31 protein-coding genes and 2 riboswitches are annotated in these 25,799 nt (G+C 73.9%); of the genes, 15 read left to right on the plus strand and 16 right to left on the minus strand.

Annotated features, from left to right (window positions below; translation table 11 throughout):
- The 3 genes from DMH08_RS26795 to DMH08_RS26805 all read right to left on the minus strand — a co-directional run.
- The coding region (locus tag DMH08_RS26795) for a PH domain-containing protein (RefSeq protein WP_199748028.1) at positions 1-464 on the minus strand (464 nt) is incomplete at its 3' end.
- Complete coding sequence (locus DMH08_RS26800) at positions 461-976, minus strand: PH domain-containing protein (RefSeq protein WP_233617830.1); 516 nt, start codon at positions 974-976, stop codon at positions 461-463. The genes DMH08_RS26800 and DMH08_RS26795, both read right to left, overlap by 4 nt.
- The gene (locus DMH08_RS26805; RefSeq protein WP_125618506.1) at positions 973-1,596 is read right to left on the minus strand and encodes a TetR/AcrR family transcriptional regulator; all 624 of its coding nucleotides are present in this window, start codon (positions 1,594-1,596) and stop codon (positions 973-975) included. Before DMH08_RS26805 ends, DMH08_RS26800 begins: the two co-directional genes overlap by 4 nt.
- 82 nt (positions 1,597-1,678) lie before the next feature.
- Between DMH08_RS26805 and DMH08_RS26810 the strand changes: the two genes are divergently transcribed.
- A complete protein-coding gene (locus DMH08_RS26810) occupies positions 1,679-2,278 on the plus strand; it encodes a DUF998 domain-containing protein (RefSeq protein ID WP_125618508.1) in 600 nt (199 codons plus the stop codon).
- 18 nt (positions 2,279-2,296) lie between these two features.
- Here the strand turns inward: DMH08_RS26810 and bcp are convergent, their stop codons facing one another.
- Positions 2,297-2,764: a thioredoxin-dependent thiol peroxidase gene (gene bcp / locus DMH08_RS26815; protein WP_199748029.1), complete on the minus strand. Its 468-nt coding sequence runs from the start codon at positions 2,762-2,764 to the stop codon at positions 2,297-2,299.
- Positions 2,765-2,887: 123 nt separating this feature from the next.
- Between bcp and DMH08_RS26820 the strand changes: the two genes are divergently transcribed.
- On the plus strand, positions 2,888-3,196 hold the full coding sequence (locus DMH08_RS26820; RefSeq protein ID WP_026402528.1) for a DUF3618 domain-containing protein: 309 nt from the start codon (positions 2,888-2,890) through the stop codon (positions 3,194-3,196).
- A 58-nt stretch (positions 3,197-3,254) separates the two neighbouring features.
- Here DMH08_RS26820 and DMH08_RS26825 read toward each other — a convergent pair whose 3' ends face one another.
- From DMH08_RS26825 to DMH08_RS26840, 4 genes are all read right to left on the minus strand, one after another.
- On the minus strand, positions 3,255-4,526 hold the full coding sequence (locus DMH08_RS26825) for a family 4 glycosyl hydrolase (RefSeq protein ID WP_026402529.1): 1,272 nt from the start codon (positions 4,524-4,526) through the stop codon (positions 3,255-3,257).
- A 4-nt stretch (positions 4,527-4,530) separates the two neighbouring features.
- A complete protein-coding gene (locus tag DMH08_RS26830; RefSeq protein WP_026402530.1) occupies positions 4,531-5,202 on the minus strand; it encodes an SIMPL domain-containing protein in 672 nt (223 codons plus the stop codon).
- Positions 5,203-5,223: 21 nt separating this feature from the next.
- On the minus strand, positions 5,224-6,405 hold the full coding sequence (locus tag DMH08_RS26835; protein ID WP_125618512.1) for an amino acid deaminase/aldolase: 1,182 nt from the start codon (positions 6,403-6,405) through the stop codon (positions 5,224-5,226).
- 65 nt (positions 6,406-6,470) lie between these two features.
- On the minus strand, positions 6,471-7,403 hold the full coding sequence (locus tag DMH08_RS26840) for an alpha/beta hydrolase family esterase (protein ID WP_125618514.1): 933 nt from the start codon (positions 7,401-7,403) through the stop codon (positions 6,471-6,473).
- A 231-nt stretch (positions 7,404-7,634) separates the two neighbouring features.
- Here DMH08_RS26840 and purU point away from each other — a divergent pair, with 231 nt between their 5' ends.
- The 3 genes from purU to DMH08_RS26855 all read left to right on the plus strand — a co-directional run bounded on the left by purU (position 7,635) and on the right by DMH08_RS26855 (position 9,796).
- A complete protein-coding gene (gene purU / locus DMH08_RS26845; RefSeq protein ID WP_442778651.1) occupies positions 7,635-8,483 on the plus strand; it encodes a formyltetrahydrofolate deformylase in 849 nt (282 codons plus the stop codon).
- 137 nt (positions 8,484-8,620) lie between these two features.
- Positions 8,621-9,235 carry a DUF6286 domain-containing protein gene (locus tag DMH08_RS26850; RefSeq protein WP_051300653.1) on the plus strand — a complete coding sequence of 205 codons (615 nt, stop codon included), beginning with the start codon at positions 8,621-8,623 and terminating at the stop codon, positions 9,233-9,235.
- A gap of 9 nt (positions 9,236-9,244) precedes the next feature.
- Positions 9,245-9,796 carry a hypothetical protein gene (locus tag DMH08_RS26855; protein ID WP_125618516.1) on the plus strand — a complete coding sequence of 184 codons (552 nt, stop codon included), beginning with the start codon at positions 9,245-9,247 and terminating at the stop codon, positions 9,794-9,796.
- A 91-nt stretch (positions 9,797-9,887) separates the two neighbouring features.
- Here the strand turns inward: DMH08_RS26855 and DMH08_RS26860 are convergent, their stop codons facing one another.
- The gene (locus tag DMH08_RS26860; RefSeq protein WP_233617831.1) at positions 9,888-11,318 is read right to left on the minus strand and encodes a cation:dicarboxylate symporter family transporter; all 1,431 of its coding nucleotides are present in this window, start codon (positions 11,316-11,318) and stop codon (positions 9,888-9,890) included.
- A gap of 111 nt (positions 11,319-11,429) precedes the next feature.
- On the opposite strand from DMH08_RS26860, the gene DMH08_RS26865 reads away from it, so the two are divergent.
- The 9 genes from DMH08_RS26865 to DMH08_RS26900 all read left to right on the plus strand — a co-directional run bounded on the left by DMH08_RS26865 (position 11,430) and on the right by DMH08_RS26900 (position 16,914).
- Complete coding sequence (locus tag DMH08_RS26865) at positions 11,430-13,112, plus strand: sensor histidine kinase (protein WP_233617832.1); 1,683 nt, start codon at positions 11,430-11,432, stop codon at positions 13,110-13,112.
- Positions 13,109-13,843, plus strand: a complete 735-nt coding sequence (locus DMH08_RS26870; protein ID WP_125618521.1) for a response regulator — start codon at positions 13,109-13,111, stop codon at positions 13,841-13,843. The genes DMH08_RS26865 and DMH08_RS26870 overlap by 4 nt, the downstream gene beginning before the upstream one ends.
- A 76-nt stretch (positions 13,844-13,919) precedes the next feature.
- On the plus strand, positions 13,920-14,084 hold the full coding sequence (locus tag DMH08_RS40365) for a hypothetical protein (protein WP_158642404.1): 165 nt from the start codon (positions 13,920-13,922) through the stop codon (positions 14,082-14,084).
- A gap of 160 nt (positions 14,085-14,244) precedes the next feature.
- Complete coding sequence (locus DMH08_RS26875; protein WP_442778652.1) at positions 14,245-14,742, plus strand: Asp23/Gls24 family envelope stress response protein; 498 nt, start codon at positions 14,245-14,247, stop codon at positions 14,740-14,742.
- On the plus strand, positions 14,739-15,137 hold the full coding sequence (locus DMH08_RS41905; RefSeq protein ID WP_233617833.1) for a hypothetical protein: 399 nt from the start codon (positions 14,739-14,741) through the stop codon (positions 15,135-15,137). The genes DMH08_RS26875 and DMH08_RS41905 overlap by 4 nt, the downstream gene beginning before the upstream one ends.
- Positions 15,138-15,150: 13 nt before the next feature.
- Entirely contained in the window at positions 15,151-15,351 is a 201-nt protein-coding gene (locus DMH08_RS26885) for a hypothetical protein (RefSeq protein WP_425248240.1), read from the plus strand.
- Positions 15,348-15,731, plus strand: a complete 384-nt coding sequence (locus DMH08_RS26890) for an Asp23/Gls24 family envelope stress response protein (protein ID WP_125618522.1) — start codon at positions 15,348-15,350, stop codon at positions 15,729-15,731. Before DMH08_RS26885 ends, DMH08_RS26890 begins: the two co-directional genes overlap by 4 nt.
- Positions 15,728-16,342: a DUF6286 domain-containing protein gene (locus DMH08_RS26895; RefSeq protein WP_125618524.1), complete on the plus strand. Its 615-nt coding sequence runs from the start codon at positions 15,728-15,730 to the stop codon at positions 16,340-16,342. The genes DMH08_RS26890 and DMH08_RS26895 overlap by 4 nt, the downstream gene beginning before the upstream one ends.
- Positions 16,342-16,914 (plus strand): hypothetical protein, encoded by a 573-nt coding sequence (locus DMH08_RS26900; RefSeq protein WP_026401070.1) that lies wholly within the window; start codon positions 16,342-16,344, stop codon positions 16,912-16,914. The genes DMH08_RS26895 and DMH08_RS26900 overlap by 1 nt, the downstream gene beginning before the upstream one ends.
- 251 nt (positions 16,915-17,165) lie before the next feature.
- Here DMH08_RS26900 and DMH08_RS26910 read toward each other — a convergent pair whose 3' ends face one another.
- The 5 genes from DMH08_RS26910 to gcvT are packed head-to-tail and all read right to left on the minus strand — an operon-like array spanning position 17,166 to position 21,693.
- Entirely contained in the window at positions 17,166-17,477 is a 312-nt protein-coding gene (locus DMH08_RS26910) for a hypothetical protein (protein WP_125618528.1), read from the minus strand.
- Entirely contained in the window at positions 17,471-18,844 is a 1,374-nt protein-coding gene (locus DMH08_RS26915) for an L-serine ammonia-lyase (RefSeq protein ID WP_125618530.1), read from the minus strand. The genes DMH08_RS26910 and DMH08_RS26915 overlap by 7 nt, the downstream gene beginning before the upstream one ends.
- A gap of 53 nt (positions 18,845-18,897) precedes the next feature.
- Positions 18,898-20,160 carry a serine hydroxymethyltransferase gene (glyA, locus tag DMH08_RS26920; RefSeq protein WP_425248239.1) on the minus strand — a complete coding sequence of 421 codons (1,263 nt, stop codon included), beginning with the start codon at positions 20,158-20,160 and terminating at the stop codon, positions 18,898-18,900.
- 2 nt (positions 20,161-20,162) lie between these two features.
- Positions 20,163-20,567, minus strand: coding sequence for a glycine cleavage system protein GcvH (gcvH, locus tag DMH08_RS26925; RefSeq protein WP_026401066.1), 405 nt, complete (start codon positions 20,565-20,567; stop codon positions 20,163-20,165).
- A gap of 16 nt (positions 20,568-20,583) precedes the next feature.
- On the minus strand, positions 20,584-21,693 hold the full coding sequence (gene gcvT, locus DMH08_RS26930) for a glycine cleavage system aminomethyltransferase GcvT (protein ID WP_125618532.1): 1,110 nt from the start codon (positions 21,691-21,693) through the stop codon (positions 20,584-20,586).
- A 74-nt stretch (positions 21,694-21,767) separates the two neighbouring features.
- Positions 21,768-21,856: riboswitch (glycine riboswitch) on the minus strand.
- Between the two features lie 4 nt (positions 21,857-21,860).
- Positions 21,861-21,956, minus strand: a riboswitch (glycine riboswitch).
- 292 nt (positions 21,957-22,248) lie between these two features.
- Here gcvT and DMH08_RS26935 point away from each other — a divergent pair.
- Positions 22,249-23,547: a M50 family metallopeptidase gene (locus tag DMH08_RS26935; protein ID WP_125618534.1), complete on the plus strand. Its 1,299-nt coding sequence runs from the start codon at positions 22,249-22,251 to the stop codon at positions 23,545-23,547.
- Here DMH08_RS26935 and DMH08_RS26940 read toward each other — a convergent pair.
- Together DMH08_RS26940 and DMH08_RS42850 are read right to left on the minus strand one after the other, a co-directional pair.
- On the minus strand, positions 23,540-24,688 hold the full coding sequence (locus DMH08_RS26940) for a PLP-dependent cysteine synthase family protein (protein WP_125618536.1): 1,149 nt from the start codon (positions 24,686-24,688) through the stop codon (positions 23,540-23,542). The two genes, DMH08_RS26935 and DMH08_RS26940, sit on opposite strands and share 8 nt — an antisense overlap.
- A 799-nt stretch (positions 24,689-25,487) precedes the next feature.
- Entirely contained in the window at positions 25,488-25,766 is a 279-nt protein-coding gene (locus DMH08_RS42850) for a fused DSP-PTPase phosphatase/NAD kinase-like protein (protein WP_442778653.1), read from the minus strand.
- Between the last annotated feature and the right edge of the window lie 33 nt (positions 25,767-25,799).

Here is a 25,799-nt window from a genome sequence, read left to right on the forward strand (position 1 = left end):
GTCGCGGGGAGGAGCAGGCGGCGGAGGGCGCGGGCGTCGGCGGGGGAGACCGCGTCGAGCGCCAGCGCGGACTCGCCGGCGGCCGCCTGCTGCCCCGCGCCGATCTTGACCACGCGCAGGCCGGCGAGCCGGTGCCGGAGCCGGGCCTCGGTGTCGACGCTGCGGATCCGGTCGCGGCGGATCGAGCGGTGCACGCGCCGGAGCGCGCCGGTGCGGAGCTCGACGTGCGTCGGGGTGATCCGGTAGCGGGTGAACGTCCAGCGCAGCGCGTCGGCGGCGGCGCGGATCACGCCGACCGCGGCGATGCCGAACAGCGGCCACGTCCCGCCCGACCCGGGGTCGACGCCGAACACGGAGACGGAGAGGACGGCGGGGAGCAGCGACAGCAGGCTCCGCGCGAGGTCGACCCACGTCACCCGGACGTGCAGCCGCCGCCAGCCGGCGGGCGGCGCGGGCGGGGTCACGTCGCGTCCCCGGGGGTGGCCTGCGCGATCCGCGACAGCCGTTCGGCGGTGCGGGCGGCGGTCTCCCGGTCGAGGCCGCCGATGTCGACGGCGCCGCGCGACGAGGCCGTGGTGACGCGCAGCGTCGAGAGCCCGAGCAGCTGTTCGAGCGGGCCCTGGACGGCGTCCACGGTCTGCACGCGGGAGAGCGGCGCGACGCGCCATTCGCGGACCAGCCAGCCGGTCAGGGCGTAGACGGCGTCGTCGGTGGTCTCCCAGCGGTGCACCCGGTACCGCCACAGCGGTTCGACGAGCACCCCGGCGAGCAGGAGGGCCGCCGCGCCCGCGATCAGGACGGCGAGCCAGGGGCGCGCGGGCGTCCAGAGGGCGTACGCGGTGACCGCCCCGGCGAGGAGCGGCCCGGTCAGGACGAGCGACTGGAGCATCCACCAGGCGACGGCGCGGCGCTCGACCCGGTGCCGCGGCGGCCGCAGCGTGAGCGTCCCGGGCGCGTCCCCCGCCCCGCCGGTCACGGTCCGCTCCGGACGGCGTGGTCGATGAAGTCGAGCAGCGCGGCGGACTGCGCGGGCAGGTCGACGGCGCCGTCGTCCGCCCAGGAGCCGAGGACGCCGTCGGCGCAGCGCAGGATGATGTTCGCGACGGTGCGCGGCTCGAACGCGCGGAACTCGCCGTCGCGCTGCCCGCGGGCGAGGATCTCGGCGAGCCCGTCGACCTCCTCGGCCGTCTCGGCGGCGAAGGCGGGGGCGCCGTCCGCCGTCCGGTGCCCCGCGACGATCTCGATCATGGCGAGGAACTCGGTGCGGTGCGCCGCGAAGTACTCGAGCTGGGCGCCGATCCAGGCCCGCACCTGGCCGAGCGCGGTGGGCTCGGCCGAGATCCGGGCCTCCATGTGCGTCCACACCCGGTCGAAGAAGCCCGTCACCACCGTGCGGAGGAGGTCGTCCTTGCCGCTGAAGTGGTAGGTGATCACGCTCTTGCTGATGCCGGCCCGCTCGGCGATCCGGGAGAGCGAGGCGTTCGCGTACCCGGCCTCCGCGACGACCAGGGCCGCCGCCTCGACGATCTGCGCCCGCCGGGCCTCCTCGATGAACGACCGCCGTTTCCGCCCGGACGGCTCGTTTTTCGGACTCATGGTTGGATTTTAGGCCGATCGGCCTAAAATTCGACACCATGGACGGAAAACAGATCGGCCGTTCGACTCGGGGACGCCGCCCGTGACCGCGCTGCTGTGGGCGGGCGCGGCCGGCGCGTGGGGGTTCGTCGCGGTGTTCCTGCTGGACGGCTGGACGCGGCCGGGCTACCGGCCGGTGCGGCATCCGGTCAGCGCGCTGGCCCTGGGCCCGCGCGGGTGGGTGCAGACCGCGAACTTCGCGGTGTGCGGCGCGCTGATCACCGCGGGAGGGGTCGCCGTCGCGGGGCCGCTGGACAGCGCCGTCCTCGCGGGCGCGATCGCGGTGTTCGGCGCCTCGCTCGTGGCGTCCGGCGTGTTCCCCATGGACGCCATGCGCGGCTATCCGCCGGGGGCCCCGGACGGGACGCCGGCGGAGACGTCGCTGCGCCACCGGCTGCACGACCACGCCGGGGTGGTGGTCTTCGGTTCCCTGCCGGTCGCGGCCGCCGTCGCGGCGTTCGCCGTGCCCGACCCCGCCTGGCGGTGGTACTCGGGCGTGACGGCCGTGCTCTTCACCGCCGGGTTCGGGGCCTTCGGGCACGCGTGGGAGACCGACTCGGCGCGCGCCGGCCTGGTGCAGCGCGCGACGATCATCGTCGGCTGGCTCTGGCTCGGACTGCTGTTCGCGTACGCGGCGGCCTAGCCCGGAGCCGTCCGGGGGTCAGACCGCGAGGTCGCGGCGGAGGCGCTCGACGTGGCCGGTCGCCTTCACGTTGTAGTACGCCTTCTCGATCTTGCCTTCGGGGTCGATGACGAACGTGGAGCGGATCACCCCGACGACGACCTTGCCGTACAGCTTCTTCTCCCCGTAGGCGGCGTACGCCTTCAGCACCTCGTTCTCCGGGTCGGAGAGCAGCGGGAACGTCAGGCCCTCCTTCTCGCGGAACTTCGCCAGCTTGGCGGGCTTGTCGGGGGAGATGCCGACGACGGCGACGCCGGCGGGCTCCAGCGCGTCGAGGCTGCCCTGGAAGTCGACGGACTCCTTGGTGCAGCCGGGCGTCATCGCGGCGGGGTAGAAGTACAGGATCACGCGCTTGCCGCGCAGCGACGCCAGCGACACCGGGTTCCCGTCGGCGTCGGGAAGCTCGAAATCGGGGGCGGGATCCCCCGGCTGCAGCCGCTCGGACACGTGTTCCGCCTTTCGCTCGGGAAATGCCTTCAACCGTACCGGGTGGGTGTGTCGGGCGTTCGCGGGCGAGACCTGCAAGACTGTTCGGATCATGCGTCGACCGACATGGTGAGGACACACGGCATGGCTGACAGGGGCCGCGACCCGGAGGCAGTGGAGCGGGAGATCGAGCGCACCCGCGAGGAACTCGCGCGCAACATCGACGAGCTCGCGGAGCGGCTCAACCCGAAGCACGTCGCCCAGCGGGGGACCGAGCGGCTGAAGGAGGAGGCCCAGATCGTCGCGCAGGCGATGGGGTCGCTCGTCCGCCCGGCCGAGGGCGAGGACGGCGAACCGGGGCGGCTCGATCAGCGCGTCGTGCTGGCCGGGGTCGGCGCGGCGGTCGCGCTGACCGCGCTCGTCCTGTGGCGCCGGAGCCGCAAGCGCCGCTGACCTCCCCGACCTCCCGAGGCGCCGGTCCGCACCCGCGGGCCGGCGCCTTCGCCGTTCGTCAGGCGAACTGCGGGAGGTGCGCGCGGTGGGCGGCGAGGCCCTCGTCGAGGATCCGCTCGGCCGTGTGCTTGGACCGGACGAACGGGTGCGCCATGAGCGCCTGCAGGGCGGTGCGGCGGTCGCCGGTGACGGCCGCGTCGGACGCGAGGCGCTCGTAGGCGTGGATCGCCTGCGTGAGCCCCCGGACGGGCGCGGGCAGCGCGCCCATCGTGAGCGGGACGGGCCCGGAGCGGCCGACGATCGCGGGCGCCTCGACGATCGCGTCGTCGTCGAGGGACGACACGGCGCCGCCGTTGCGGGTGTTGACGATCATGCGGCGGTTCTCGTCGCGGTGCAGGGCGCAGATGACGTCGACGGCGAACTCGCCGTGCTCGCCGCCGCCGCGCTCCCGGGACGGGTCGGGGTCGGGCGCGCGGGACTCGGCGTCGACCCGCTCGTAGTAGGCGGGGAGCATCGCGAGGATGTCCTGCGCCCGGGTGGTGCCCTTGGCGCGGAGTTCGCGGACGACGTCGTCGTGGAAGAAGTAGTACTTCGCGTAGGAGTTCGGCAGGAAGCCGAGGGTCTTCGCGAGTTCGGCCATCCGGGACGGGTCGCGCCACGGGGTGGCGCCGCCGCCCGGGACGTCGAGGCCGTCGAGGAGGCGCGGCAGGTCGAGTTCGGCGCCGTCGAGCCGGACGCGCGACGCCCACGTCGCGTGGTTCAGCCCGATCCAGTCGGCGTCGAGCCGGTCGGCGGGGAGGCCGAGGAGCCCGGCCCACATCTCGGTGTCGCCGGCGAACTGGTCGCAGAGCCCGATGATGCGGGCGCCGGTGGTGCGGGCGACGGCGTCGGTGACGACGTTGGTGGGGTTCGTGTAGTTGACGATCCACGCGTCCGGGGGCGCGGCGGCGGCGATCTCCAGGAGGACGGGCACGGAGCGCAGGGCCATCAGGAACCCGCCGGGCCCCGCCGTCTCCTGCCCGACCACGCCGTGCTTCAGCGGGATCGACTCGTCCAGGTGCCGGGCCGCGAGCCCGCCGGGGCGGAACGTGGTGAACACGTAGGAGGCGCCGTCGAGGGCCGCCTTGAGGTCGGTGTGCGCGGTGACGGTGAGGGACGCGCCGCGCGCGGCGAACATGGCGCGGGCGAGGCGCGTCATGACGTCCAGGTGGGCGGCGTCGATGTCGTGGCAGGCGAGCTCGGTGCCGGCGAGGTCGTCGGCGCGGTGCAGCACGCCCCGGACGACGCCCGGCATGTAGCCGCTGCCGGCGCCGATGATGGCGATCTTCACGCGGTCACGCGTCCAGGTCGGGGGCGGTGGCGGTGAAGCGGGCCTCGACGGCGGCGCGGACGGTCTGCCGCGCGGGTTCGAGGTCGATCGGCTCGGGTTCGGCGGCGGACTCGGCGGCGCCGTACGCGGCGGCCAGCCGGACCGGCACCGGGCCGCCGGCGTCGGCGCGGCCGAGGCCCTCGTCGGACAGTTCGAGCAGGCCGGTGAGCCGGGCGCCGAGGGCGCCGGCGTAGCTGCGGGCGCGAGCCACGGCCTCCTGCGCGGCCTGCCGCGCGGCGCGGGCGTACACCTCGCTGTCGCGCCGCAGGTCCCAGTCGGGGCCGTGGACGTAGGTGCGTTCGAGGTCGCCGAGGCGGGCGACGAGCTCGCCGAGGACGCCGAAGTCGGCGATGACGGGCTTGATCCAGACGGTGCCCTGGTAGGCGCGGACGTCGCCCTCGCGGCGCCGGTGCCTGAGCACCGGGGTGATCGACAGCCCGCCGGTCTCGAGCCGCTCGACCGCGTCGCCGTAGGAGCGGATCAGCTCCAGGCAGCGGTCGTTGCGCTCGCCGAGCCGGTCGAGCGCCCTGCGGCGGTCGCTCTCCTGCGACTGGACGTGCACCGACAGCCGGGCGATCTCGGGCTCGACCTCCAGCACCGCCTCGCCGCGCACACTGATGACGGGTGCGTCGCTCATACCCGCCAACCTAACCGCTCCTCAGAGGAACGTGCGGCCCTCGCCCCGATAGGTCGGGACGGTCCGGACGAACCGGTCGCCGTCGACGAGGTGGACGGCGTCGAACCGCTCGCACAGCTCGCCCGCCTTGGTGTGCCGGAACCAGACGCGGTCGCCGATCCCGAGCCGGTCGGCGGCGGACCCGAGCAGCGGCGTCTGCACCTCCCCGGCGCCCTCGTTGGAGTCGTAGGCGAGGCCGGTCGGCAGGTAGGGGACGGGCAGCCGGATCGCGTCGCCGGGACCGGACGCGAGGTAGCCGCCGCCGAGGACGGTCACGACGCCGGGCCCGGGGCGCCGCACCACGGGGAGCGCGAACAGCGCGGCGGGCCGTCCGGCGAAGTTGGAGTACTGGTCGAACAGGTGCGGGTGGTAGAGCCCGGACCCGGCGGCGACCTCGGTGACGGCGCGCTCGGCGACGGTCTTCTCGACGCTGCCGGTGCCGCCGCCGTTGACGAACTCCAGGTCGGTCAGGTTCCGGACGGCCCGGACGATCGCCGCGCGCCGCCGCGCGAGCTCCAGCCGGGACCGCTGCTGCATGGCGCGGATGACGCGGGCGCGCGCGGGACGTCCGGGCGGCAGGTCGCCGACTCCCGCGATCTGCGACTCGTAGGCCATGAGCCCCACGAGGTCGAGGGCGGGGCGCTTGAGGATCTCCTCGGCGAAGGCGCCGACGTCGGCGGCGGTGCGCAGCGGGGAGCGCAGCGCGCCGATCCGGACCCGCCCGCCGAGCGGGCGGTACGACGCGTCGATGTCGATGCAGACGCGGATGCGGCGGTCTCCGGCGGCGCGCTCGATCATGTCGAGGTGCTCGGGGCAGTCGACCATGAGCGTGACGGCACGGGCGGCGTCGCTCGCGGCGAGTTCGGCGAGCGCGGCGCGGTCGGCGGTGGGGTAGGCGACGAGGATGTCGTCGCTGACGCCCTCGGCGGCGAGCCACAGCGCCTCGGGCAGGGTGAACGCCATGACGCCGGCGAAGCCGTCCGTGGCGAGGACGTCCTCCAGGAGGGCGCGGCAGCGGACCGACTTGCTCGCCACCCGGATCGGTTTCCCGGCGGCGCGGCGGACGAGGTCGGCGGCGTTGGCGCGGAAGGCCGCGAGGTCGACGACGGCGAACGGCGCCTCGAACCCGGCCGTCGCGGTGTCGTAGCGGTCCCGGAGGTTCATGGGGCCCACACTGCCATATCCGGCGGCAAATGTGAAAACCCTTCACATCGGGGTCGGGGCGCCGGTCAGCCCGCGCGCGGATGGTCCGCGAAGAACTCCCACAGCCGCTCGCTCGCCCCGGACGGCCACTCGTGCTTCCCGCCGGCGATCGTGCACAGCGCCACCGCGACGCCCTTCGCCCCCTTGCCGGTGCTCTTGCAACTCCCGTTCTCGCCGAGGCCCGGGATGTCCTTCTCCAGCCCGGGGAGCCCGGCCCGCTTCCGCCAGAAGTCGACGGCCTCCGACACCGGCGGGAACGGCCGCTTGTCGTTGAAGTCGCGGTCCCCGCCGCCGTCGAACGGGACGTTCGCGTCCGCGGTGCCGTGCACGATCATCGCCGACACCGGCTCCGCCGGCGAGCAGTCGGTGACGAGCGCCCCCTCCACGGGGCCGATCGCCGCGACCTTGCCCGGCTCCCGGCACGCGAACTCGTAGGCCATCCCGGCGCCGTTGGAGAACCCGGTCACGTACACCCGGTCCGGGTCGGCGAGCCCCGCCCCGGTCAGCTTGCCGATCAGCTCCGACAGGAACTCGACGTCGTCGATATCGCCGATCTTCGCGGCGCCGCAGCAGTCGCCCGCGTTCCACGTCGTCATGAACCCGTTCGGGTAGGCGACGAGGAAGCCGTGCTCGTCCGACAGCTCGCTGAAGCCGGTCCGCTTCTCGGCCCGGTCCATGGTCGAGAGCCCGCCGTGCAGGGCCAGGACGAGCGCGGGCGGCTCGGCGGGCCGGCCGTCCTCCCACTCGCCGTCGGCGACCTGCGGCGGGACGTGCAGCAGGTACTCGCGGTGGCCGAACGCGTCGACCTTCAGTTTCTGCTTGTGCGTGCCCGTCTCGGTCGGGACGCCGTCCACCTTCGCCGGGCGCCCGCCCTTGCCGGGCTCGCCGCCGCCTCCGCCGTCCGAGCAGCCCGCCAGGAGAAGGGACACCGCCGCCGCCACGAGCAGGATTCGCCGCATGGCAGGCAACGTAACCCCAAAGGACGGCAATAAACTACTTACTGGTAGTCAAGGCGGACGCCGCCGGCGCGGCCGGCGCGGGCGGCGCGGGCGGCCGCTCGCCCCGCCCGGGCTGACACGCCTCCCACCGGCGGGAATGGCGTCTTGGGGCGGGGGCCGGCGCGTAAGCTCGGGGGAGCCCGGCCCCCGGGCGTCCCCGAACACCACAGACCGCGGCGAGAAAGAAAAATCGTGAAGCAATACGTTCTGACCCTGTCGTGCCCCGACCGTCCCGGAATCGTCGCCGCGGTCTCCGGGCTCCTCGCCGAGCGCGGGTGCAACATCCTGGAGAGCCAGCAGTTCGGCGACCCCGAGACCGGCACGTTCTTCATGCGGGTCCAGTTCGCCGCCCTCGCCGACACCGACCCCGACGAGCTGCGCGGCGCGTTCGCGTCGCTGGTGCCCGAGCTGGGCCTGGACTGGAAGCTGCACGACCTCGCGGAGCGGCCGCGCGTCCTGATCATGGTGTCGAAGGGCGGGCACTGCCTGAACGACCTGCTGTACCGGCACCGCTCCGGGCTGCTGGACATCGACGTCGTCGCGGTCGCGTCCAACCACCCCGACCTGCGCCCGCTCACCCAGTCGTACGGGATCGACTACCACCACCTGCCGGCCGGGTCCGGCGGCAAGCCCGCGCAGGAGGCCGAGATCCTCGCGCTGGTCGAGCACTACCGCGCCGACCTGGTCGTCCTCGCCCGCTACATGCAGATCCTCTCCGACGACTTCTGCGCCAAGCTCCCCGGGCAGATCATCAACATCCACCACTCGTTCCTGCCGAGCTTCAAGGGCGCCCGCCCCTACCACCAGGCGCACGCGCGCGGCGTCAAGGTGATCGGCGCGACCGCGCACTACGTCACCGCCGACCTGGACGAGGGCCCGATCATCGAGCAGGAGGTCGCGCGGGTCGACCACACCCACAGCCCCGAGGAGCTCGTCGCCGTAGGCCGCGACGTCGAGTGCCTGGCGCTCGCCCGCGCCGTCCGGTGGCACTCCGAGCACCGCGTCCTGCTCAACGGCGACCGGACGGTCATCTTCCGCTGACGGCCCGCCCGCCCGCGCGCGGCCCGCACCCCGCGATCTTGCGCTGACGTGCGCAAATGTCGGCATGGCGCGTTTCACTCTCCGTGCTTTTCGGTCACGATGGGCAACGACGTCCGACGTGGCTCACGGGGGTGGCTGTGACCGAGACGCTGGTCAAAGACCTGATTCGGGACGAGCGGAACGAGAGGCGGGCGCGGCGGCTGGCGGTCCGCGAGTTCCGGCCGCAGCGGGCGCTCGCCGGGCTGACGGCGGCGCTGCTGCTCACCGCGCTCGGCGGCGTCGCCGCCGTCGAGCTGCTGGCGGCGGCGCTCGGCTCCGGCGTGCACCCGATCCCCGGCGCGGACCGCGTCGTGGACGCCCTGCACCGGCTCCCGTGGCGCGACCCGGCCGTCACCGCCGGGGCCGCCGCGACCGCCGCGCTCGGGCTCGCGCTCGTCCTCGCCGGGCTGCCGGGGCGGCTGCGGGCCGTCCCGCTGGCCGGGACGGACGCGCGGCTCGCCGGCGGGCTCGGCCGCGGCGACCTGCGGCGGACGGTCGCGGACGCGGCCCTGGCAGTGCCCGGGATCGAACGCGCCCGCGTCCGCGTCCCCGGCGCGCTGCGGCGGCGCATCGTCGTGCGGGTCGCGACGCCGTACCACAATCCCGCCAACCTGGCCGACCTCGTGGCGGACGCCGTGGCGGAGCGGCTGGCCGCGATCGAGCCGATGCGGCGGCCGCCGGTCGACGTCCGCGTCGGCTACCGCCGGGGCTGAGGGGGACGCATGCGGATCGCGATCACGGCGACCGGGGCCGCCCTGGCGGGCTGCGGCGCCGCGGCGCTCGCCTTCGGGCGCGGCGCCTTCGGCCTGGCGGACGCGCCGCCCTTCCATCCGGCGCTGGTGGCGTTCGCCACCGAGAGCCTCTGGTTCCTGCCGGTGCTGACCGGCCTCGCGGAGGCCGCGGCGCTGAGCGGCCAGCTGTGGCTGATCATGCAGCTCCGGTCGGCCGTCCAGCAGTGGCGGCCCGACCTGGACGCCCGCACCCGCGACCGCGCGCTGGAGGCCGCGGGCGACCTCGACCGGGACGCGCGGAGCCTGCCGGGCGTCACGGACGTGCGGATCCGGCTGACCGGCAGCGTGCACCGGCCGCGGCTGCGGATGACGGTGGTGTGCGCGGGCGACGCCGTGCTGGGCGAGGTGTACGGGGAGCTGGGCGCCGGGCCGGTGGAGCGGTACCGGCGCGCGGTCGGCCTGCCCGACCTGCCCGCCGTGATCCGGTTCCGGCTGGCGTTCCCCCGCCCCGACCGGCGCCGCCCGCGCCTGGAGACGGCCTGAGGCGCGGCCGGGCCCGCGGGACGCGCGTCCCGCGGGCCCGGCCGCGCCGCTTGCTCCGGAGCCCGCCGCACCCCGGCGGGCGGGACCCGGGTCAGGGCTTGGCGGTGCCGACCGCCGCCGGCTCCGGCTCGCCCCCGCGCCCGTCCGCGCCGCCGTCCGTGCCGCCGTCCGTGCCGCCGTCCGCGTCGGCCGGACGGTCGGGGCCGCCGCCGTGGTGGTCGTCCAGCATCGTGGCCTCGTCGAACGGGTCCTCCCCGGCGAGGACGCGGCGGGCCTTGTCCCGGTCGAACTCGCGGGTCCAGATGCCGATGACGACGGTCGCGACGGCGTTGCCCGCGAAGTTGGTGAGGGCGCGGGCCTCCGACATGAAGCGGTCGATGCCGACGATGAAGCCGACGCCGTCCACCAGCTCGGGCTTGTGCGACTGGAGCCCGCCGGCGAGGGTGGCGAGCCCGGCGCCGGTGACGCCCGCGGCGCCCTTCGAAGCGATGATCATGAAGAGCAGCAGCGGGATCTGCTCGCCGACCGACAGCGGCTGGTCCTGCGCGGACGCGATGAACAGCGTCGCCATCGTCAGGTAGATGGCGGTGCCGTCGAGGTTGAACGAGTAGCCGGTCGGGACGGTGATGCCGACGACCGGGCGGCTGATCCCGAGGTGCTCCATCTTCGCGATGAGGCGGGGCAGCGCCGACTCCGAGGAGGACGTCGACAGGATCAGCAGGAACTCGCGGGCGAGGTAGCGCAGCAGCGTGAACACGTTGATCCGGGCGACCGCCCACAGCACGGCGCCGAGGATCACGAAGACGAACACGACGCACGTGATGTAGAAGCCGACCATGATGACGGCGAGGCTGCGCAGCGCGTCCCAGCCGCTGGAGCCGACGACCGCCGCGATCGCGCCGAACGCGCCGACCGGCGCCGCCCACATGATCATGGACAGCACGCGGAAGACGAGCTTCTGGAGGTGCTCGATGCCGCGCAGGATGGGGGCGCCCGCCGGGCCGAGCTGCTGCAGCGCGAACCCGACCAGCAGCGCGACCAGGAGCGTCTGCAGGACCTCGCCCGTGGTCAGCGCCGACACGAGCGTGTCGGGGATGATCCCGAGCAGGAAGTCGACGGTGCCCTCGCCGCCCTCGGCCTGCTCGTGCGCCGACGACACGCTCGACGGGTCGAGGTGCATGTTCTCGCCCGGGTGCAGCATGTTGCCGACGACCAGGCCGATCGTCAGCGCGAACGTCGACATCAGCAGGAAGTAGCCGATCGTGATGACGCCGACCTTGCCGACGCTGGCCGCGCGGGCGACCGAGCCGACCCCGAGCACGATCGTGCAGAAGATGACCGGCGCGATCATCATCTTGATCAGTTTGACGAAGCCCTCGCCGATCGGCTTCAGTTCGAGCGCGAAGTCCGGCGCGGCGATCCCGACGGCCACGCCGGCGATCACGGCCGCGATGACCGCGAGATACAGGTAGTGCATGCGGTCCTTGCGCTTGCGGCCCGCTGGGGTGGGAGTGGCGGTCACAGTTCTGTCTCCTCTGCTCAATCCGGCGGGCACACTATGCGCGCGGCCTGTGACCCCAGTCACGTTTGTGTACATTTCGTTCACGTGTCGGGCACCGGAGGTTTGCGGAAGGTGAAGGCGCTGGCAGCGGCGTCCTACGGACGCTGGAGCCTGGCGCGGCGGCTGCTCGTGCTGCAGGCCGTCGTCGTCGGGCTGCTCGTCGTCGTCGGCACCGCCCTGGCCGGACTGGACGCCCGCCGCGCGGCGCACGACCGCGCCGAGCAGACCGTCACGGCCGTCGCCGAGAGCATCGCCGACTCCCCGAACCTGCGGGCCGCGCTCGACGGGCCCGACCCGACGTCCGTCCTGCAGCCCTACACCGAGCTGATCAGGCACGACACCGGCATCGACTTCATCACGATCATGGCGCCGGACGGCACCCGCTACACCCACCCGGAGCCCGCGCGGATCGGCGGCCGGTTCATCGGCACCACCGCCCCCGCCCTCGCGGGGCGCACGTTCAGCGAGACCTACACCGGCACCCTCGGCCCGTCCGTCCGGACGGTCGCGCCCGTGTTCGGCGACGCCGCGTCCGGTGAGCGGGGCCGCGTGGTGGCGCTGGTCGCGGTCGGCATCACCGTCCGGGAGATCTCCGCGGAGTTCGAGGAGCGGCTCGTGTCGCTCGCCCTCGTCGCCGTCGCGGTGCTGGGCGTCGGGATCGCCGGCAGCTACCTGATCTCCGCCCGGCTGCGCCGCCAGACGCGCGGCGCCGCGCCCCGCGAGCTGCGCGAGATGTTCGACTACTACGAGGCGATCCTGCACGCCGTCCGGGAGGGGCTGCTGCTGACCGACCGGGCCGGGCGGGTCGTGCTGTACAACGACGCGGCCCGCGACCTGCTCGGGCTGCCGCCGGCCGGGCGGGCGCGCGGCCGCCCCGCCGCCGACCTCGGGCTGCCGGACGCGCTGACCGCGGCGCTCGTGTCGCCCGCGCCGCGCTCGGACGAGATCCACGTGGGGGACACGCGGGTCCTGGTCGTGAACACCTCGCCCGTCCGGTCCGGGGACCGCGCGATGGGGAACGTCGTGACGCTGCGGGACCACACCGAGCTGCAGGGCCTCACCGGCGAGCTGGACACCGTGCGCGGGTTCGCCGAGTCGCTGCGGTCGCAGGCGCACGAAGCGGCGAACCGCCTGCACACGGTGGTGTCGCTGGTGGAACTCGGCCGTCCGGAGCAGGCCGTGGAGTTCGCGACGTCGGAGCTCGCGGCGGCGCAGCGGCTCACCGACCGGGTCGTCGGCGCGGTGAGCGAGCCGGTGCTGGCGGCGCTGCTGCTCGGCAAGTCCGCCGAGGCCGCCGAACGCGGCGTCGAGCTCGACCTGGGCGCCGACTCGGCGCTCGACGGCCCGGCGGGCGGCGTCGAGCCGCGCGACCTCGTCACGATCCTCGGCAACCTGATCGACAACGCGGTGGACGCGGCGGTCGCCGGGGCCGGCCGGCGGCCGCCCCGGGTGACGGTCACCGTGCGGTCCGCGCCGGACGCGCTGCTGCTGACGGTCGCCGACAGCGGGCCGGGCGTCGACCCGGCGGCCGTCCCGGACCTGTTCCGGCGCGGCTGGACGACCAAGGACGCCGGCGACGACGCGGTGGGGCACGGCCTCGGCCTCGCGCTCGTCGGGCAGGCGGTGCGCCGCAACGGCGGGACCGTCGAGGTGCGGAGCGCCGAGGCGGGCACGGAAGAGGGCCGCGGGGAGTCGGGGGCGGAGTTCGCCGTCCGGCTGCCGGTCCGCGAACGGACGGAGGAGACGGTGCGATGAGCGGAGCGAACGGCGGTCCGGGCGGCACGAACGGCGGCGCGGCGATCCGGGTGCTGGTGGTGGAGGACGAGCGCGTCGCGGCGGAGGCGCACCGCGTCTACGTCGAGCGGGTCCCCGGGTTCGAGGTGGCGGGGGTCGTCCACTCGGGCGCGGACGCCCTGCGGTTCTGCCGCCGCGAGCCCGTCGACGTCGTCCTGCTGGACTTCTACCTGCCCGACACGCACGGCCTCACCGTGTGCCGGGCGCTGCGGGCCGAGGGCCGCGACGTGGACGTCATCGCCGTCACGTCCGCGCGGGACCTGACCGTCATCCGGTCGGCGGTGTCGTCCGGGATCGTCCAGTACCTGCTGAAGCCGTTCACGTTCGCGTCGCTGCGGGAGCGGCTCGAACGGTACGCGCGGTTCCGCGACCAGACGGCGCGGGACGGGGAGGTCGCGGGGCAGGCCGACGTGGACGGGATGCTCGCCGCGCTCCGCGCCCCGGGGCAGCCGGCGCTGCCGAAGGGGATGAGCGGCGACACGCTGGAGCGGGTCAGCGCGGCGCTGTCCGGCGCCGCGGACGGGCTGTCGGCCGCGGCCGTCGCCGACCTGACCGGCGTCTCCCGCGTCACCGCCCGCCGCTACCTGGAGTACCTCGCCGACAACGGGCTGGCCGCGCGCCGCCCTCATTACGGGCAGATCGGACGCCCCGAGGTGCGCTTCTACCCGGAGCGCGCGCAGGCCGCCGGGTAGAACGGGCGCGACTCGGGGTACCACTGGGACGAAGGTTCGTCAGTGCAACGACATCGGGGGAGTTGTCGTGGGTGACGTGAGCGACAAGACCGAGCGCAGGACCCAGGGCGAGGGGGCCCGCGACGCCGCGGCCGAGGGCGGCGAGCGGGCGCCCGCGCGGGACGCCGGGCAGCGCCGCAAGGGCGCGGCGCCGAAACCGGGCGACGCCGCGCGCAAGATGCGCGCGATGTTCAAGGGGTAGGCGGCTCGGCGGAGGCGTTCCCGTGCGAGGGCCGGTGGGCGCCACCGGCCCCTTCGCATCCCCGCAAAAGCGCGTTGACCTGGGCTTTGTCCATTTTTTCGGTTTTGCTTCGGCGGTGGCGAGCATCACCCTGACGTTACCGACGCATTGGGGGGACGTCGTGAGTCAGGACGACGGGCGGACCGGCCAGGGCACGACCGGGACGATGCACAAGCCGCCGCAGCAGCAGTCGCGGCGGCCCGAATCGGGGGACCGCAGCGAACTGGTCACGCAGGGCGGGAAGACGACGATCGCCGACGTGGTGGTCGCCAAGATCGCGTCGATGGCCGCCCGGCAGGTCGGCGGCGTGTACGCGATGGGCGCCGGGATGAGCCGCACGATCGGCTCGATGCGCGAACGGATGCCCGGCATGTCGAGCGACACCACGCAGGGCGTGCAGGTGCAGGTCGGGGAGCGGCAGGCCGCCGTGGACATCGATGTCGTCGTCGAGTACGGCGTCTCCATCCCGGACCTGGCGAACGCGGTCCGCCGCAACGTCAGCAACGAGATCGAGCACATGTGCGGGCTGGAGGTCGTCGAGGTGAACATCGCCGTCGACGACGTGCACCTCGCCGAGGAGGACGAGCAGCAGCAGCCCGAGGAGCCGCGGGTCCGATGATCACTTGGACGAACGCGCCGGAGCGGTCCGCGGTGCCGCGGCAGACCGGGCCGGCCCCCGGTGCGGGCTCGGCCCCCGCCGCGGGACCGGCGGCGCCGCCGGTCGAGCCGTCGCCGGCCGAGGCCCTCGCCGAGCGCATCGCCGAACGGGTGCTGTCGTGCGCGGACGTCGTGGCGCTGACGGCCGGCCCGCACGGCCGCGTCGCGACCTACCGGCCGGGCGCCCCGTTCGCGGGCGTCGCCGTCCGCGCCGGCGTGGTCGAGGTCGGGATCGTCGCCCGGTACGGGCGGCCGCTGCCGCTGGTCGCCGAGGACGTCCGCGGGCTCGTCCGCCCGCTGTGCGAGGGGCGCGCGGTCGACGTGCTGATCGGAGACCTCGCCGACGCGGCGAGCTGAGGGGGAGATCCGGATGGACATGAGACTGCTGTGGCCGCTGGTCGGCCTGGCGTTCGGCATCGCGCTCGGGTTCGCGGGCGCGTTCGGCGGCTTCGGCGCGTTCTTCATCGTGCTGCTGCTCGGCGCGTTCGGCTTCCTGGTGGGCCGCGCCATCGAGGGCGAGCTGGACATCCGGCAGCTGTTCACGCTGAACACCGGGAAGCGGCCGCGATGACCGCGCCGCCCGGCGCCCGGCGGGCCGCGCCGCCGGACGCACGGGGCGAGACGCGGATCAGCGACCGGGCCGTCGCGCGCATCGCGGCCCGCGCCGCCGGCGAGGTCGAGGAGTCCGGCGGGCTCGGCCGCTCGCTGCTCGGCGTGCCCGTCCCCGGGCGCCGCACCGCCCGCACCGAGGTCCGGGTGGACGGCCACATCGTCACCGCGCGGGTCGCGCTGTCGGTGACCTACCCGATGCCGGTGCGGGAGACGGCCCGCCGCGTCCGCGACACCGTGCGCGAACGGGTCGAGCGGCTGACCGGGCTGACCGTCCGGCAGGTGGACGTGGACGTCGCCGAACTGGAGCACCCGGCCGCGCGCGAGAGGACGGTCCGATGACGACGCACGCGGGGCACGTCCGCCCGCCCCGTACCGGGCACGCCGACCGGGCCGTCCGGGCCCGCGAGGCCGACCGGGCCGCCCGGCACGCGTTCCGGTCCCGGCGCGTCCGGGTCGCGACGCTCGCCGCGGTCCTGCTGACCGCCGCCGCCGTCCTCACCGCCATCGAGGTGATCACCGGCCTGCTCGACCGGCCCTGGCACCTCATCCCGTACGAACGGGTCTCGGACGCCGCCTGGGACGACCCGAAGGTCCTCGGCATCACCGCCGCGCTCGCCGCGCTGGGCCTGCTCTTCGTCCTCGCCGGGCTGCTGCCCGGCCGCACCCGCATGGTGCCGCTGCAGGGCGACGACCCGGACGTGATGATGGGCGTGAACCGGCGCGGGCTGAAGCGCGCCGCCGCTGCCGCCGCCGAGGACGCCCCCGGCGTCTCGCGCGTCCGCAAGGTGAAGCTCGGCCGCCGCACGGTGAAGGTGCGCGCCGAAACGCCCGTGCACGATCCCGAGGGCCTCGGGCAGGGCGTCGCTTCGTCCGTCCAGGAGCGGCTCGACCGGCTCCGGCCGTTCCCGCCCCGCGCGGTCAAGGTCCGCCTCCGGGCCGAGGGGGACTGATGGACCGGCACCCCGCCCGCACGAACCGCACCGGCCTCATCGTGCTGGGCGCCGTCCTGCTCGCCGCCGGCGGGGCGGGCCTCGCCCGCGGCGCCGGCCTGTTCGCCGACCCGTCCGCGCGGGTGCTGTCCTCGGACGTCCGGCGGTTCGCCGAGGACAACGCGTGGTTCTGGCCCGCGATCGCGGCCGCCGCCGTCGTCCTCGCCCTCGTGGGCGTCCTCTGGCTGGTCGGGCAGGTCCGCACCCGCCGCGTCCCCGAACTCGCGATGGAGCCGGACCCCGACGGCGGCCGGACGCGCCTGTCGGCGAAGGCCGTCACCGGGGCGCTGGAGCGGGAGATCGAGGAGTACCCGGGCGTCCGCCGGGTCCGCGCCCGGCTGCTCGGCTCGTCCCGCGAGCCCGAGCTGCACCTCAGCGTCGCCTACGGGCACCGCGCGGACGCCGCCGACCTGCGCCGCCGCATCCAGGAGGAGGGCGTCCCCCGCCTGTGCGCCGCGCTCGAGCGCGAGACGGTGCCGACGGTCGTCCGGCTGCGCCTGGTGCCGAAGGACGAACCGACGACCGTCGTCTGAAGCCTTGACGACGCTTTGGAACGCCGTTGGGCCGCTGGTGTCGGATATGCGACTAATGTCCGAATACAGAACCTGACGTCGAGAGCAAGAGGAGGCGCGCTTGTCCCACCACCCACGCACGGGCGGCTCCGCAGAGGGGCTCTACGACGTACGGAGGGAACACACGGATCACGGCAGGGGCCCCTTCCACTGAGCGGCCCGCCGGCCCGGGGGGCGCGGCACTTCCCATTTCCACCGCGCCCCCTGGGCCTTCACCTGCCCCGGCACCCGCCCGCGGCGGAGCGCCGCGTCGATCCCCACGAGGTCGGGCGAGTGAGCACACCTTCCCCCAGCCGGTCGCGCAGCAGGGCGTCCTCGTTGATGACCTCCCCGAGCAGCGCCCGGTGCTCGCCGCGTCCGCCGGCCCGCGCAAGCCTCGCGAACAGCGCTTCGCGCATCTCGAAGACGAGGTCGGCGGCCTCCTCGATCGTGGGCGTGGCGTCGGTGGCGGTGCCGCTCGGGTCGTTCGGGTGGTCCGGCCGATCAGCGCAAATACCGCGCAGCCTGAGACTCAGCGTCAGCATTCGATGACGTTGACGGCCAGGCCGCCTCGGCTCGTCTCCTTGTACTTGTCGAGCATGTCGCGGCCGGTGTCGCGCATGGTCTTGATCGCCTTGTCGAGCGTGACGAAGTGGCGGCCGTCGCCGCGGAGGGCGATGCGGGCCGCGCTGATCGCCTTGACGGCGCCGACGGCGTTCCGCTCGATGCACGGCACCTGGACGAGCCCGCCCACCGGGTCGCACGTCAGCCCGAGGTTGTGCTCGATGCCGATCTCGGCCGCGTTCTCCACCTGCGCGGGCGTCCCGCCGAAGACCTCGGTGAGGCCGGCCGCCGCCATCGAGCAGGCCGACCCGACCTCCCCCTGGCAGCCCACCTCCGCGCCGGAGATGGACGCGTTCTGCTTGAACAGCACGCCCATCGCCCCGGCGGCCAGCAGGAAGCGGACGATCCCGTCGTCGTCCCGTCCGGGGACGAAGCGGTCGTAGTAGTGCAGGACGGCCGGGACGATGCCCGCGGCCCCGTTCGTCGGGGCGGTGACGATCCGGCCGCCCGCCGCGTTTTCCTCGTTGACGGCCAGCGCGAACAGCGTCACCCAGTCCATCGCGTGCAGGGGGTCGGCGGGCTTCTCCGCCATGAGCTGCCGGTGCAGCTGGGGTGCGCGGCGGCGGACCTTCAGGCCGCCGGGCAGCAGGCCCTCGCTGTCGCAGCCGCGGTCGACGCACGCCCGCATGACCCGCCAGAGGTCCAGGAGGCCCGCGCGGATCTCGGCGGTCGAGCGGCCGAACGCGCGCTCGTTCTCCAGCATGAGCCCCGAGACCGACAGGCCCGTGTCCGCGCAGCGCTCCAGCAGCTCGGCGGCCGTGTCGAAGCGGTGCGGCAGGACGGTGTCGTCCGGCTTGATGCGGTCGGCGCCGGCCGCGTTCTCGTCCACGACGAACCCGCCGCCGACCGAGTAGTACACCTTCGCGCGCAGTTCGTTCCCCGCGTCGTCGAACGCGGTGAACCGCATGCCGTTCGGGTGCCCCGGCAGCGATTCCTTCCGCTCGAACACCAGGTGCTCGCCGACCTCGAACGGGACGTCCCGGGCGCCGAACAGCCGCAGCCTCCCGCGGGCCCGGACGTCCGCGACGCGCTCGTCGGCCGTGTCGACGTCCACGGTCTCGGGCTTGTCGCCCCCCAGGCCGAGGATCACGGCCTTGTCGCTGCCGTGCCCCTTGCCCGTCAGCCCGAGGGACCCGTACAGGACGGCCCGGACGGACGCCGTCTTCTCCAGCAGCCCGTCCCGGTCCAGGCCGCGGGCGAACCGGTGCGCGGCCGCCATCGGGCCGCCGGTGTGCGAGGACGAAGGACCGATACCGATCTTGAACAGGTCGAAAACGCTGATGGCCATGGATGCCCCCGCGCTCCCCTCCGCCCGGCGCCCGGGCGGAGGGGAGCGGCGATCTAGAGGTTCGGGTACAGCGGGTGCCGGTCCGCGAGGGTCTTCACCCGCGCGGCCAGCGCGTCCCGGTCGAACGACGGCTGGAGCGCCAGCGCGATCACGTCGGCGACCTCGGCGAAGTCCTCCGTCGTGAACCCGCGGGTGGCCAGCGCCGGGGTGCCGATCCGCAGCCCGGACGTCACCATCGGCGGGCGCGGGTCGTTCGGGACGGCGTTCCGGTTGACGGTGATCCCGATGTCGTGGAGGCGGTCCTCGGCGTCCCGCCCGGTCAGCTCCGAGTCCACGAGGTCGACCAGGACCAGGTGGACGTCGGTGCCGCCGGTCAGCACCTTCACCCCGGCCTTCGCCGAGTCCTCGGCGAGGAGCCGCTCGGCCAGGATCTTCGCGCCCTCGACGGTGCGCGACTGCCGCGCGCGGAACTCGTCCGACCCGGCGATCTTCAGCGCCACCGCCTTCGCGGCGATCACGTGCTCCAGCGGCCCGCCCTGCATGCCCGGGAACACCGCCGAGTTGATCTTCTTGCCGTACTCCTCGCGGGACAGGATCAGCCCGCCGCGCGGCCCGCCCAGCGTCTTGTGCGTCGTCGTGGTGACGATGTCCGCGTGCGGGACGGGCGAGGGGTGCAGGCCCGCCGCGACGAGCCCCGCGAAGTGCGCCATGTCGACCATGAGCAGCGCCCCGACCGAGTCGGCGATCTCCCGGAACGCCGCGAAGTCGAGCTGCCGCGGGTACGCCGACCAGCCGGCCACGATCATCTTCGGCCGGTGCTCGGCCGCGAGCGCGGCGACCTCGTCCATGTCGACCCGGCCGTCCTCCGCGCGCACGTGGTAGGGCACCACGTTCAGCACCTTGCCGGAGTAGTTCAGCCGCATCCCGTGGGTGAGGTGCCCGCCGTGCGCGAGGTCCAGCCCGAGGATCGTGTCGCCGTGCTGCAGCAGCGCGAAGTACACGGCCGTGTTGGCCTGCGCGCCGCTGTGCGGCTGGACGTTCGCGTGCTCGGCGCCGAACAGCTCCGTGGCGCGGTCGATCGCGAGCTGCTCGGTGACGTCCACGTACTCGCAGCCGCCGTAGTAGCGGCGGCCCGGGTAGCCCTCGGCGTACTTGTTCGTCAGGACCGAGCCCTGCGCCTCCAGCACCGACGTCGGCGCGAAGTTCTCCGACGCGATCATCTCCAGCGTCGACTGCTGGCGCCGCAGCTCGGCGCCGACGGCCTCGGCGACCTGCGGGTCGGCCTCGGCCAGCGAGGCGTACAGGGAGGAGGACACGCTCACGCCTCCTCGATGAGCTTGCCGTAGGCGGCCGCGTCGAGCAGGTCGCCGGGCGCCTCGGAGATGCGCACCTTGAAGATCCAGCCCTCCCCGTACGGGTCGTCGTTGATCACGCTGGGCTCGTCCGCGACGCCGGTGTTGATCGCGGTGATCTCGCCGGTGACCGGGGAGTACAGGTCGCTGACCGACTTGGTCGACTCCACCTCGCCGCAGGGCTCGCCCGCCTCGACGGTGTCGCCCTCGGACGGCTGCAGCTCGAGGTAGACGATCTCCCCGAGGGCCTCGGCGGCGTGGGCCGTGATCCCGACCGTGACGATGCCGTCCTCGGGCGCCTGCCCGCTGTCGTCGAGACCTGCCACCCACTCGTGCTCTTCGCTGTAGCGGAGCTGCTCCGGAACGCTCACGTTGTTGCTCTCTCTTTCAGGAACGCTTGTAGAACGGCAGGGCGACCACGTCGACCGGTTCGGCCCGGCCGCGGACGTCCACGGCCAGCCCGGACTCCTCGACACCGGTGTCGAGGTACGCCATGGCGATCGGCTTGCCCAGTGTGGGCGACGGCGCGCCGCTCGTCACGACGCCGCACGGAGCGCCGTCGGACGTGACGACCGCATACCCCTTGCGGGGCGCGCGACGCCCCCGCGCCACCAGTCCCACGAGCCTACGGCCCGCGGGGGTCTGCGCCTGCGCCGCCAGGGCGGACTTCCCGACGAAGTCGACGGGCTTGTCCAGTTTGACGACACGGCCCAGCCCGGCTTCGAACGGGGTGGTCTCGGCCGTCAGCTCGTTGCCGTACAGCGGCATCCCCGCCTCCAGCCGGAGGCTGTCGCGGGCCGCGAGGCCGCACGGGACGACGCCGTCCGCGGCCGCGAGCTCCCGCCACAGCCGGACGGCGTCGCCCGCGTCGACAAACAGCTCGAAGCCGTCCTCGCCGGTGTAGCCGGTGCGGGCGACGAGCACGTCGATGCCGGCGACCCGGTCGGCGAGCACGGAGTAGTACGCGAGGCCGTCGAGCGGGGCGCCGGTGAAGCGCGCGAGGGTCTCCTGCGCGTTCGGGCCCTGCAGCGCGACGAGCCCGTAGGCGGCCGAGCGGTCCTCGACGGCCGCGTCGAACCCGCGCGCCCGCTCGGCGAGGGCGTCGTGGACGACGTCCGCGTTCGCGGCGTTCGCGACCACCATCCACGTCTCGTCCGCGAGCCGGTACACGATCAGGTCGTCGAGCACGCCGCCGTCGGGGGCGCAGATCATCGTGTAGCGGGCCTTGCCGACCTTCATCGGCGACAGGTTGCCGACGAGCGCGTGGTCGAGCGCCTCCCCGGCGCCCGGCCCGGAGAGGAAGATCTCCCCCATGTGGGACAGGTCGAACAGCCCCGCGCCGGTGCGGACGGCGCGGTGCTCGGCCGTCTCGCTCGCGTAGCGCAGCGGCATCAGGTACCCGGCGAAGTCGACGAGGTGCGCGCCGAGGTCCGTGTGGACGTCGTGCAGCGGCGTCGTCTTCGCGCTCGGAGTCTTCGCGTTCGGATCGGCGGACATGGGTTCGGCTCCTTCGTCACGGGCGCGACGTGGTCCATCGTCCCACTCGCGCACCGGGCGGCTCGGTGCCTCCCCCTCTGTCATCGGCGCCTGAGAGCTTCACCCGCGGCGGACGGCGGGCTTTCACCTTCGGCGGGGGACCGGGGTCCCCGCTTTCCAGAGGTCGCCTGGTCCGTGCGGTCCGTGGGCCTGAGAGGTTCCGGGGAGGATTTGCTCCTTCGGCGTCCCGGGCCGGCTGCCGGGGACTCTCCCGCACGGGATCAACGGCTTCGCGTCAGGCTAGCAGCGGCGTCGCCGGACCGACCAGCCCCGCCGCGTCCGGCGGACGGGCCCGGCGGACGGACGGGGCCGCGCCATCACGCGCGCCACCGGGGGCGCGCGGATATCGGCGGCTTCGCCAACCGGCTCGTCCATATTTGGGCGTCATACGCAAAATGACCTTCGGAATGGGCGATTCCCGGGGCATCCGGACGGCCCGCCGCATGACGTACGCTGAGTTGGTTCACGGAGATCACCCCGCCGGGCGGGGCTCGGACGACCGGAGGGGCGTGACGCATGGGCTGGCTGGCCGGCGTACTCATCCTTTTCTTCGGCCTGATGGCGTCCATCGCGCTGCACGAACTGGGGCACTTCTCCTTCGCCAAGCTGTTCAAGGTGCGCACGACCCAGTTCATGGTCGGCTTCGGCCCCACGCTGTGGTCGCGGCACAAGGGCGAGACCGAGTACGGGATCAAATGGATCCCGCTCGGCGGCTACATCCGGATGATCGGCATGCTGCCGCCCCGCAAAGGCGACAAGCCCGGCGAGATCCGGCAGATCAGCACCGGCCCGTGGCAGGGGCTGATCGAGTCGGCGCGCGGCGCGGCCCTCGAAGAGGTCCGGCCCGGTGACGAGAACCGCGTCTTCTACGCCAAGCCCTGGTGGCAGAAGCTGCTGATCATGTTCGGCGGCCCCGCGATGAACCTGCTGCTCGCGGTGGTGTTCTTCGGCATCCTGATCATGGGCCTCGGCACGTACGTGAGCAAGCCCGTCATCAACCAGGTCTCCGACTGCATCATCCCCGCGAGCCAGGCCGCGAACGTCGACACCTGCCCCGCGGGCGCCACGCCCACCCCGGCGCGGCAGGCCGGGCTCCAGTCCGGCGACCGCGTCGTCTCGTTCGGCGGCACCCGCATCGAGGACTACGAGCAGCTCCAGCTCCTGATCCGCGACTCGGCGAACAAGACCGTCCCGATGACGATCGAGCGCGACGGGCGGACGCGGCAGGTGAGCGTCCCGATCGCGCGCAACGAGCTGGCCAGCCTGGACGACCCGGACAAGGTCGTCACCGTCGGGTTCCTCGGCATCACCCCCACCCGCGAGCTCGAACGCCAGGGGCCCGGCGCCGTCGCCGAACACATGGCCGACCTCACCGGCCGCACCGTCGAGGCGCTGCTCAACATGCCGCAGAAGATGGTCGGCGTGTGGGAGGCGGCGTTCGGCGGCGAGGAGCGCGACCCGAACGGTCCGGTCGGCGTCGTCGGGGTCAGCCGGTTCGGCGGCGAGATCGCCGCGTCCGACGCGCTCACCGGACAGGAGAAGGTCTCCTACTTCGTCATGCTGCTCGGCTCGCTGAACCTCGCGGTCGGGCTGTTCAACCTCGTCCCGCTGCTCCCGCTGGACGGCGGCCACATCGCCGGCGCCCTGCTGGAGGCGCTCAAGAAGTTCTTCGCGAAGGTCTTCCGCAGGCCCGACCCCGGCTACGTGGACGTCGCCAAGGCGCTGCCCGTCACGTACGCGATGGCGATCGTGCTGATCGTCATGGGCGGCCTGCTGATCTACGCCGACCTGGTGAACCCGATCCGGCTCATGTGACGCCGCCGCCCGGCGCGTCCGGTCCGACGTCCGGCAGGTCGCCGGTCTCCAGGAACCGCTCGAGCGCCACCAGGTACGGCGCGATGTCGAGCCCCTGCGTGCGCAGCCAGGTGTCCGACCCGTACGTCCCCGCGTACCGCTCGCCGCCGTCGCAGATCAGCGTCACGACGCTGCCGCGCTCCCCGCGCGCCCGCATCTCGGTGACCAGCCGCGCCACGCCCCACATGTTCGTGCCCGTCGACCCGCCCACGCTGCGCCCGCCGACCGCGCTCGTCCACCGCATCGCCGCGATCGACGCCGCGTCCGGCACCCGGATCATCCGGTCGATCACCGTCGGCAGGAAGGACGGCTCGACGCGCGGGCGCCCGATGCCCTCGATGCGCGAACCGGATGCCGTCCGCCCCGGGTCGTGGTCCTCGAACGAGCCGTAGAACGCCGAACCCTCCGGATCGACCACCGCGAGCCGCGTCTGGAACCGCCGAAACCGGACGTAGCGGCCGATCGTCGCGGACGTCCCGCCCGTCCCGGCGCCCACCACCACCCAGGACGGCTCGGGGAACCGCTCCAGCCGGAGCTGCTCGAAGATCGACTCGGCGATGTTGTTGTTGCCGCGCCAGTCCGTCGCCCGCTCGGCGAACGTGAACTGGTCCATGAAGTGCCCGCCGCACTCGGCCGCGAGCCGCCGCGACTCGTCGTAGATCGCGCCCGGCTCGTCCACCAGGTGGCAGCGCCCGCCGTGGAACTCGATCAGCGCGATCTTCTCCGGGCTCGTCGACGCCGGCATCACCGCGACGAACGGCAGCCCCAGCAGCCGCGCGAAGTACGCCTCCGACACCGCCGTCGACCCGCTGGACGCCTCGATGATCGTCGTGTCGCGGGTGATCCACCCGTTTGCCAGCCCGTACAGGAACAGCGACCGCGCCAGCCGGTGCTTCAGCGAGCCCGTCGGATGCACCGACTCGTCCTTCAGGTACAGGTCGATGCCCCACTCGGGCGGCAGCGGGAACACGTGCAGGTGCGTGTCCGCGCTGCGGTTCGCGTCCGCCTCCACGAGCCGGATCGCCTCGGCGATCCAGGCGCGCCCGCCGGGGTCGCAGCGATCCACGGTCCCGCCCACGGTTCCCCCCCCTCGATCGTCCATGATCGGCAGGTTCCCACGATAACGGTGCAAGTCACCGGGCATCATGGAGCCCACGGGGGGCTCATGATCCAACTGTTCGAGCAACGCATCGTCGACACCGGCCGCCTGCCGCTGTTCGGCTTCTTCGTCGCGTTCATCGTCACGTTCGTCCTCACGCGGGTGAACGTCCGGCTGATCCGGGCGAACGTCCGCTGGTGGTTCCGCAACGTGAAGGCGGGCGACGTCCACATCCACCACGTCGTCTTCGGCGTCGTCCTCATGCTGGTCGGCGGCGTCGCGAGCCTCGCCGTCCCGGACGGCCGCGTCGGGTTCGATCTCGCCGCCGCGGTCGTCTTCGGCATGGGCTCGGCGCTCGTCCTCGACGAGTTCGCGCTCATCCTGCACCTCAGCGACGTCTATTGGACGGAGAAGGGCCGCGCGTCCGTCGACGCCGTGTTCGTCGCGATCGCCGTCACCGGGCTGCTGCTGCTCGGCGTCAACCCGCTCGGCGTCGAGGGCTCGCCGCTCCCGTCCGTCCCGGGCGTCCAGGTCGAGCTGATCTCCGGGTTCTACGCGGCGTCCCTCGCGGTCAACCTCGTCTTCGCCGTGATCACGCTGCTCAAGGGGAAGATCTGGACGGGCCTCATCGGCCTGTTCGTGCCCGCGCTGCTGCTCGTCGGCGCGGTCCGCGTCGCCCGTCCGGGCTCGCCCTGGTCCCGCTGGCGGTACGACGCCGACTCGCGCAAGTTCGCGCGCGCCGTCCGCCGCGAGAAGCGGATCCGCCGCCCGCTCATCCGCGGCAAGATCTGGGTGCAGGAGTTCATCGCCGGACGCCACGACCTGATCCCGCCCGAACTGCGGCACCGCCGCGCCGCCGCCGACGGCGCCCGCCGCCGCAGGCTCGTCCGCCACCGGCGCCGCGCCGCCGCCCGCGCCCGGCGCGGCGCGCGCGCCGCCGCCCCTGCTGGGGCGTCGGCGTCCGCCCGTCCCGCACCGGGATCCGCCCGACCGCCATGCCGGACGCCCGGGCGGCCGGGCCGGGCGCCCCGGGGGCCTCGGAGCGGAGGTCGACGACGGTGCGGACGCCTTGCGCGCGCAGCCACCGGTAGCCCTCGGCGGTCGGGGCGGCGCC

Origin of the sequence: Actinomadura sp. WAC 06369 (assembly GCF_003947565.1) — a bacterium.
Lineage (GTDB): Bacteria > Actinomycetota > Actinomycetes > Streptosporangiales > Streptosporangiaceae > Spirillospora > Spirillospora rifamycini.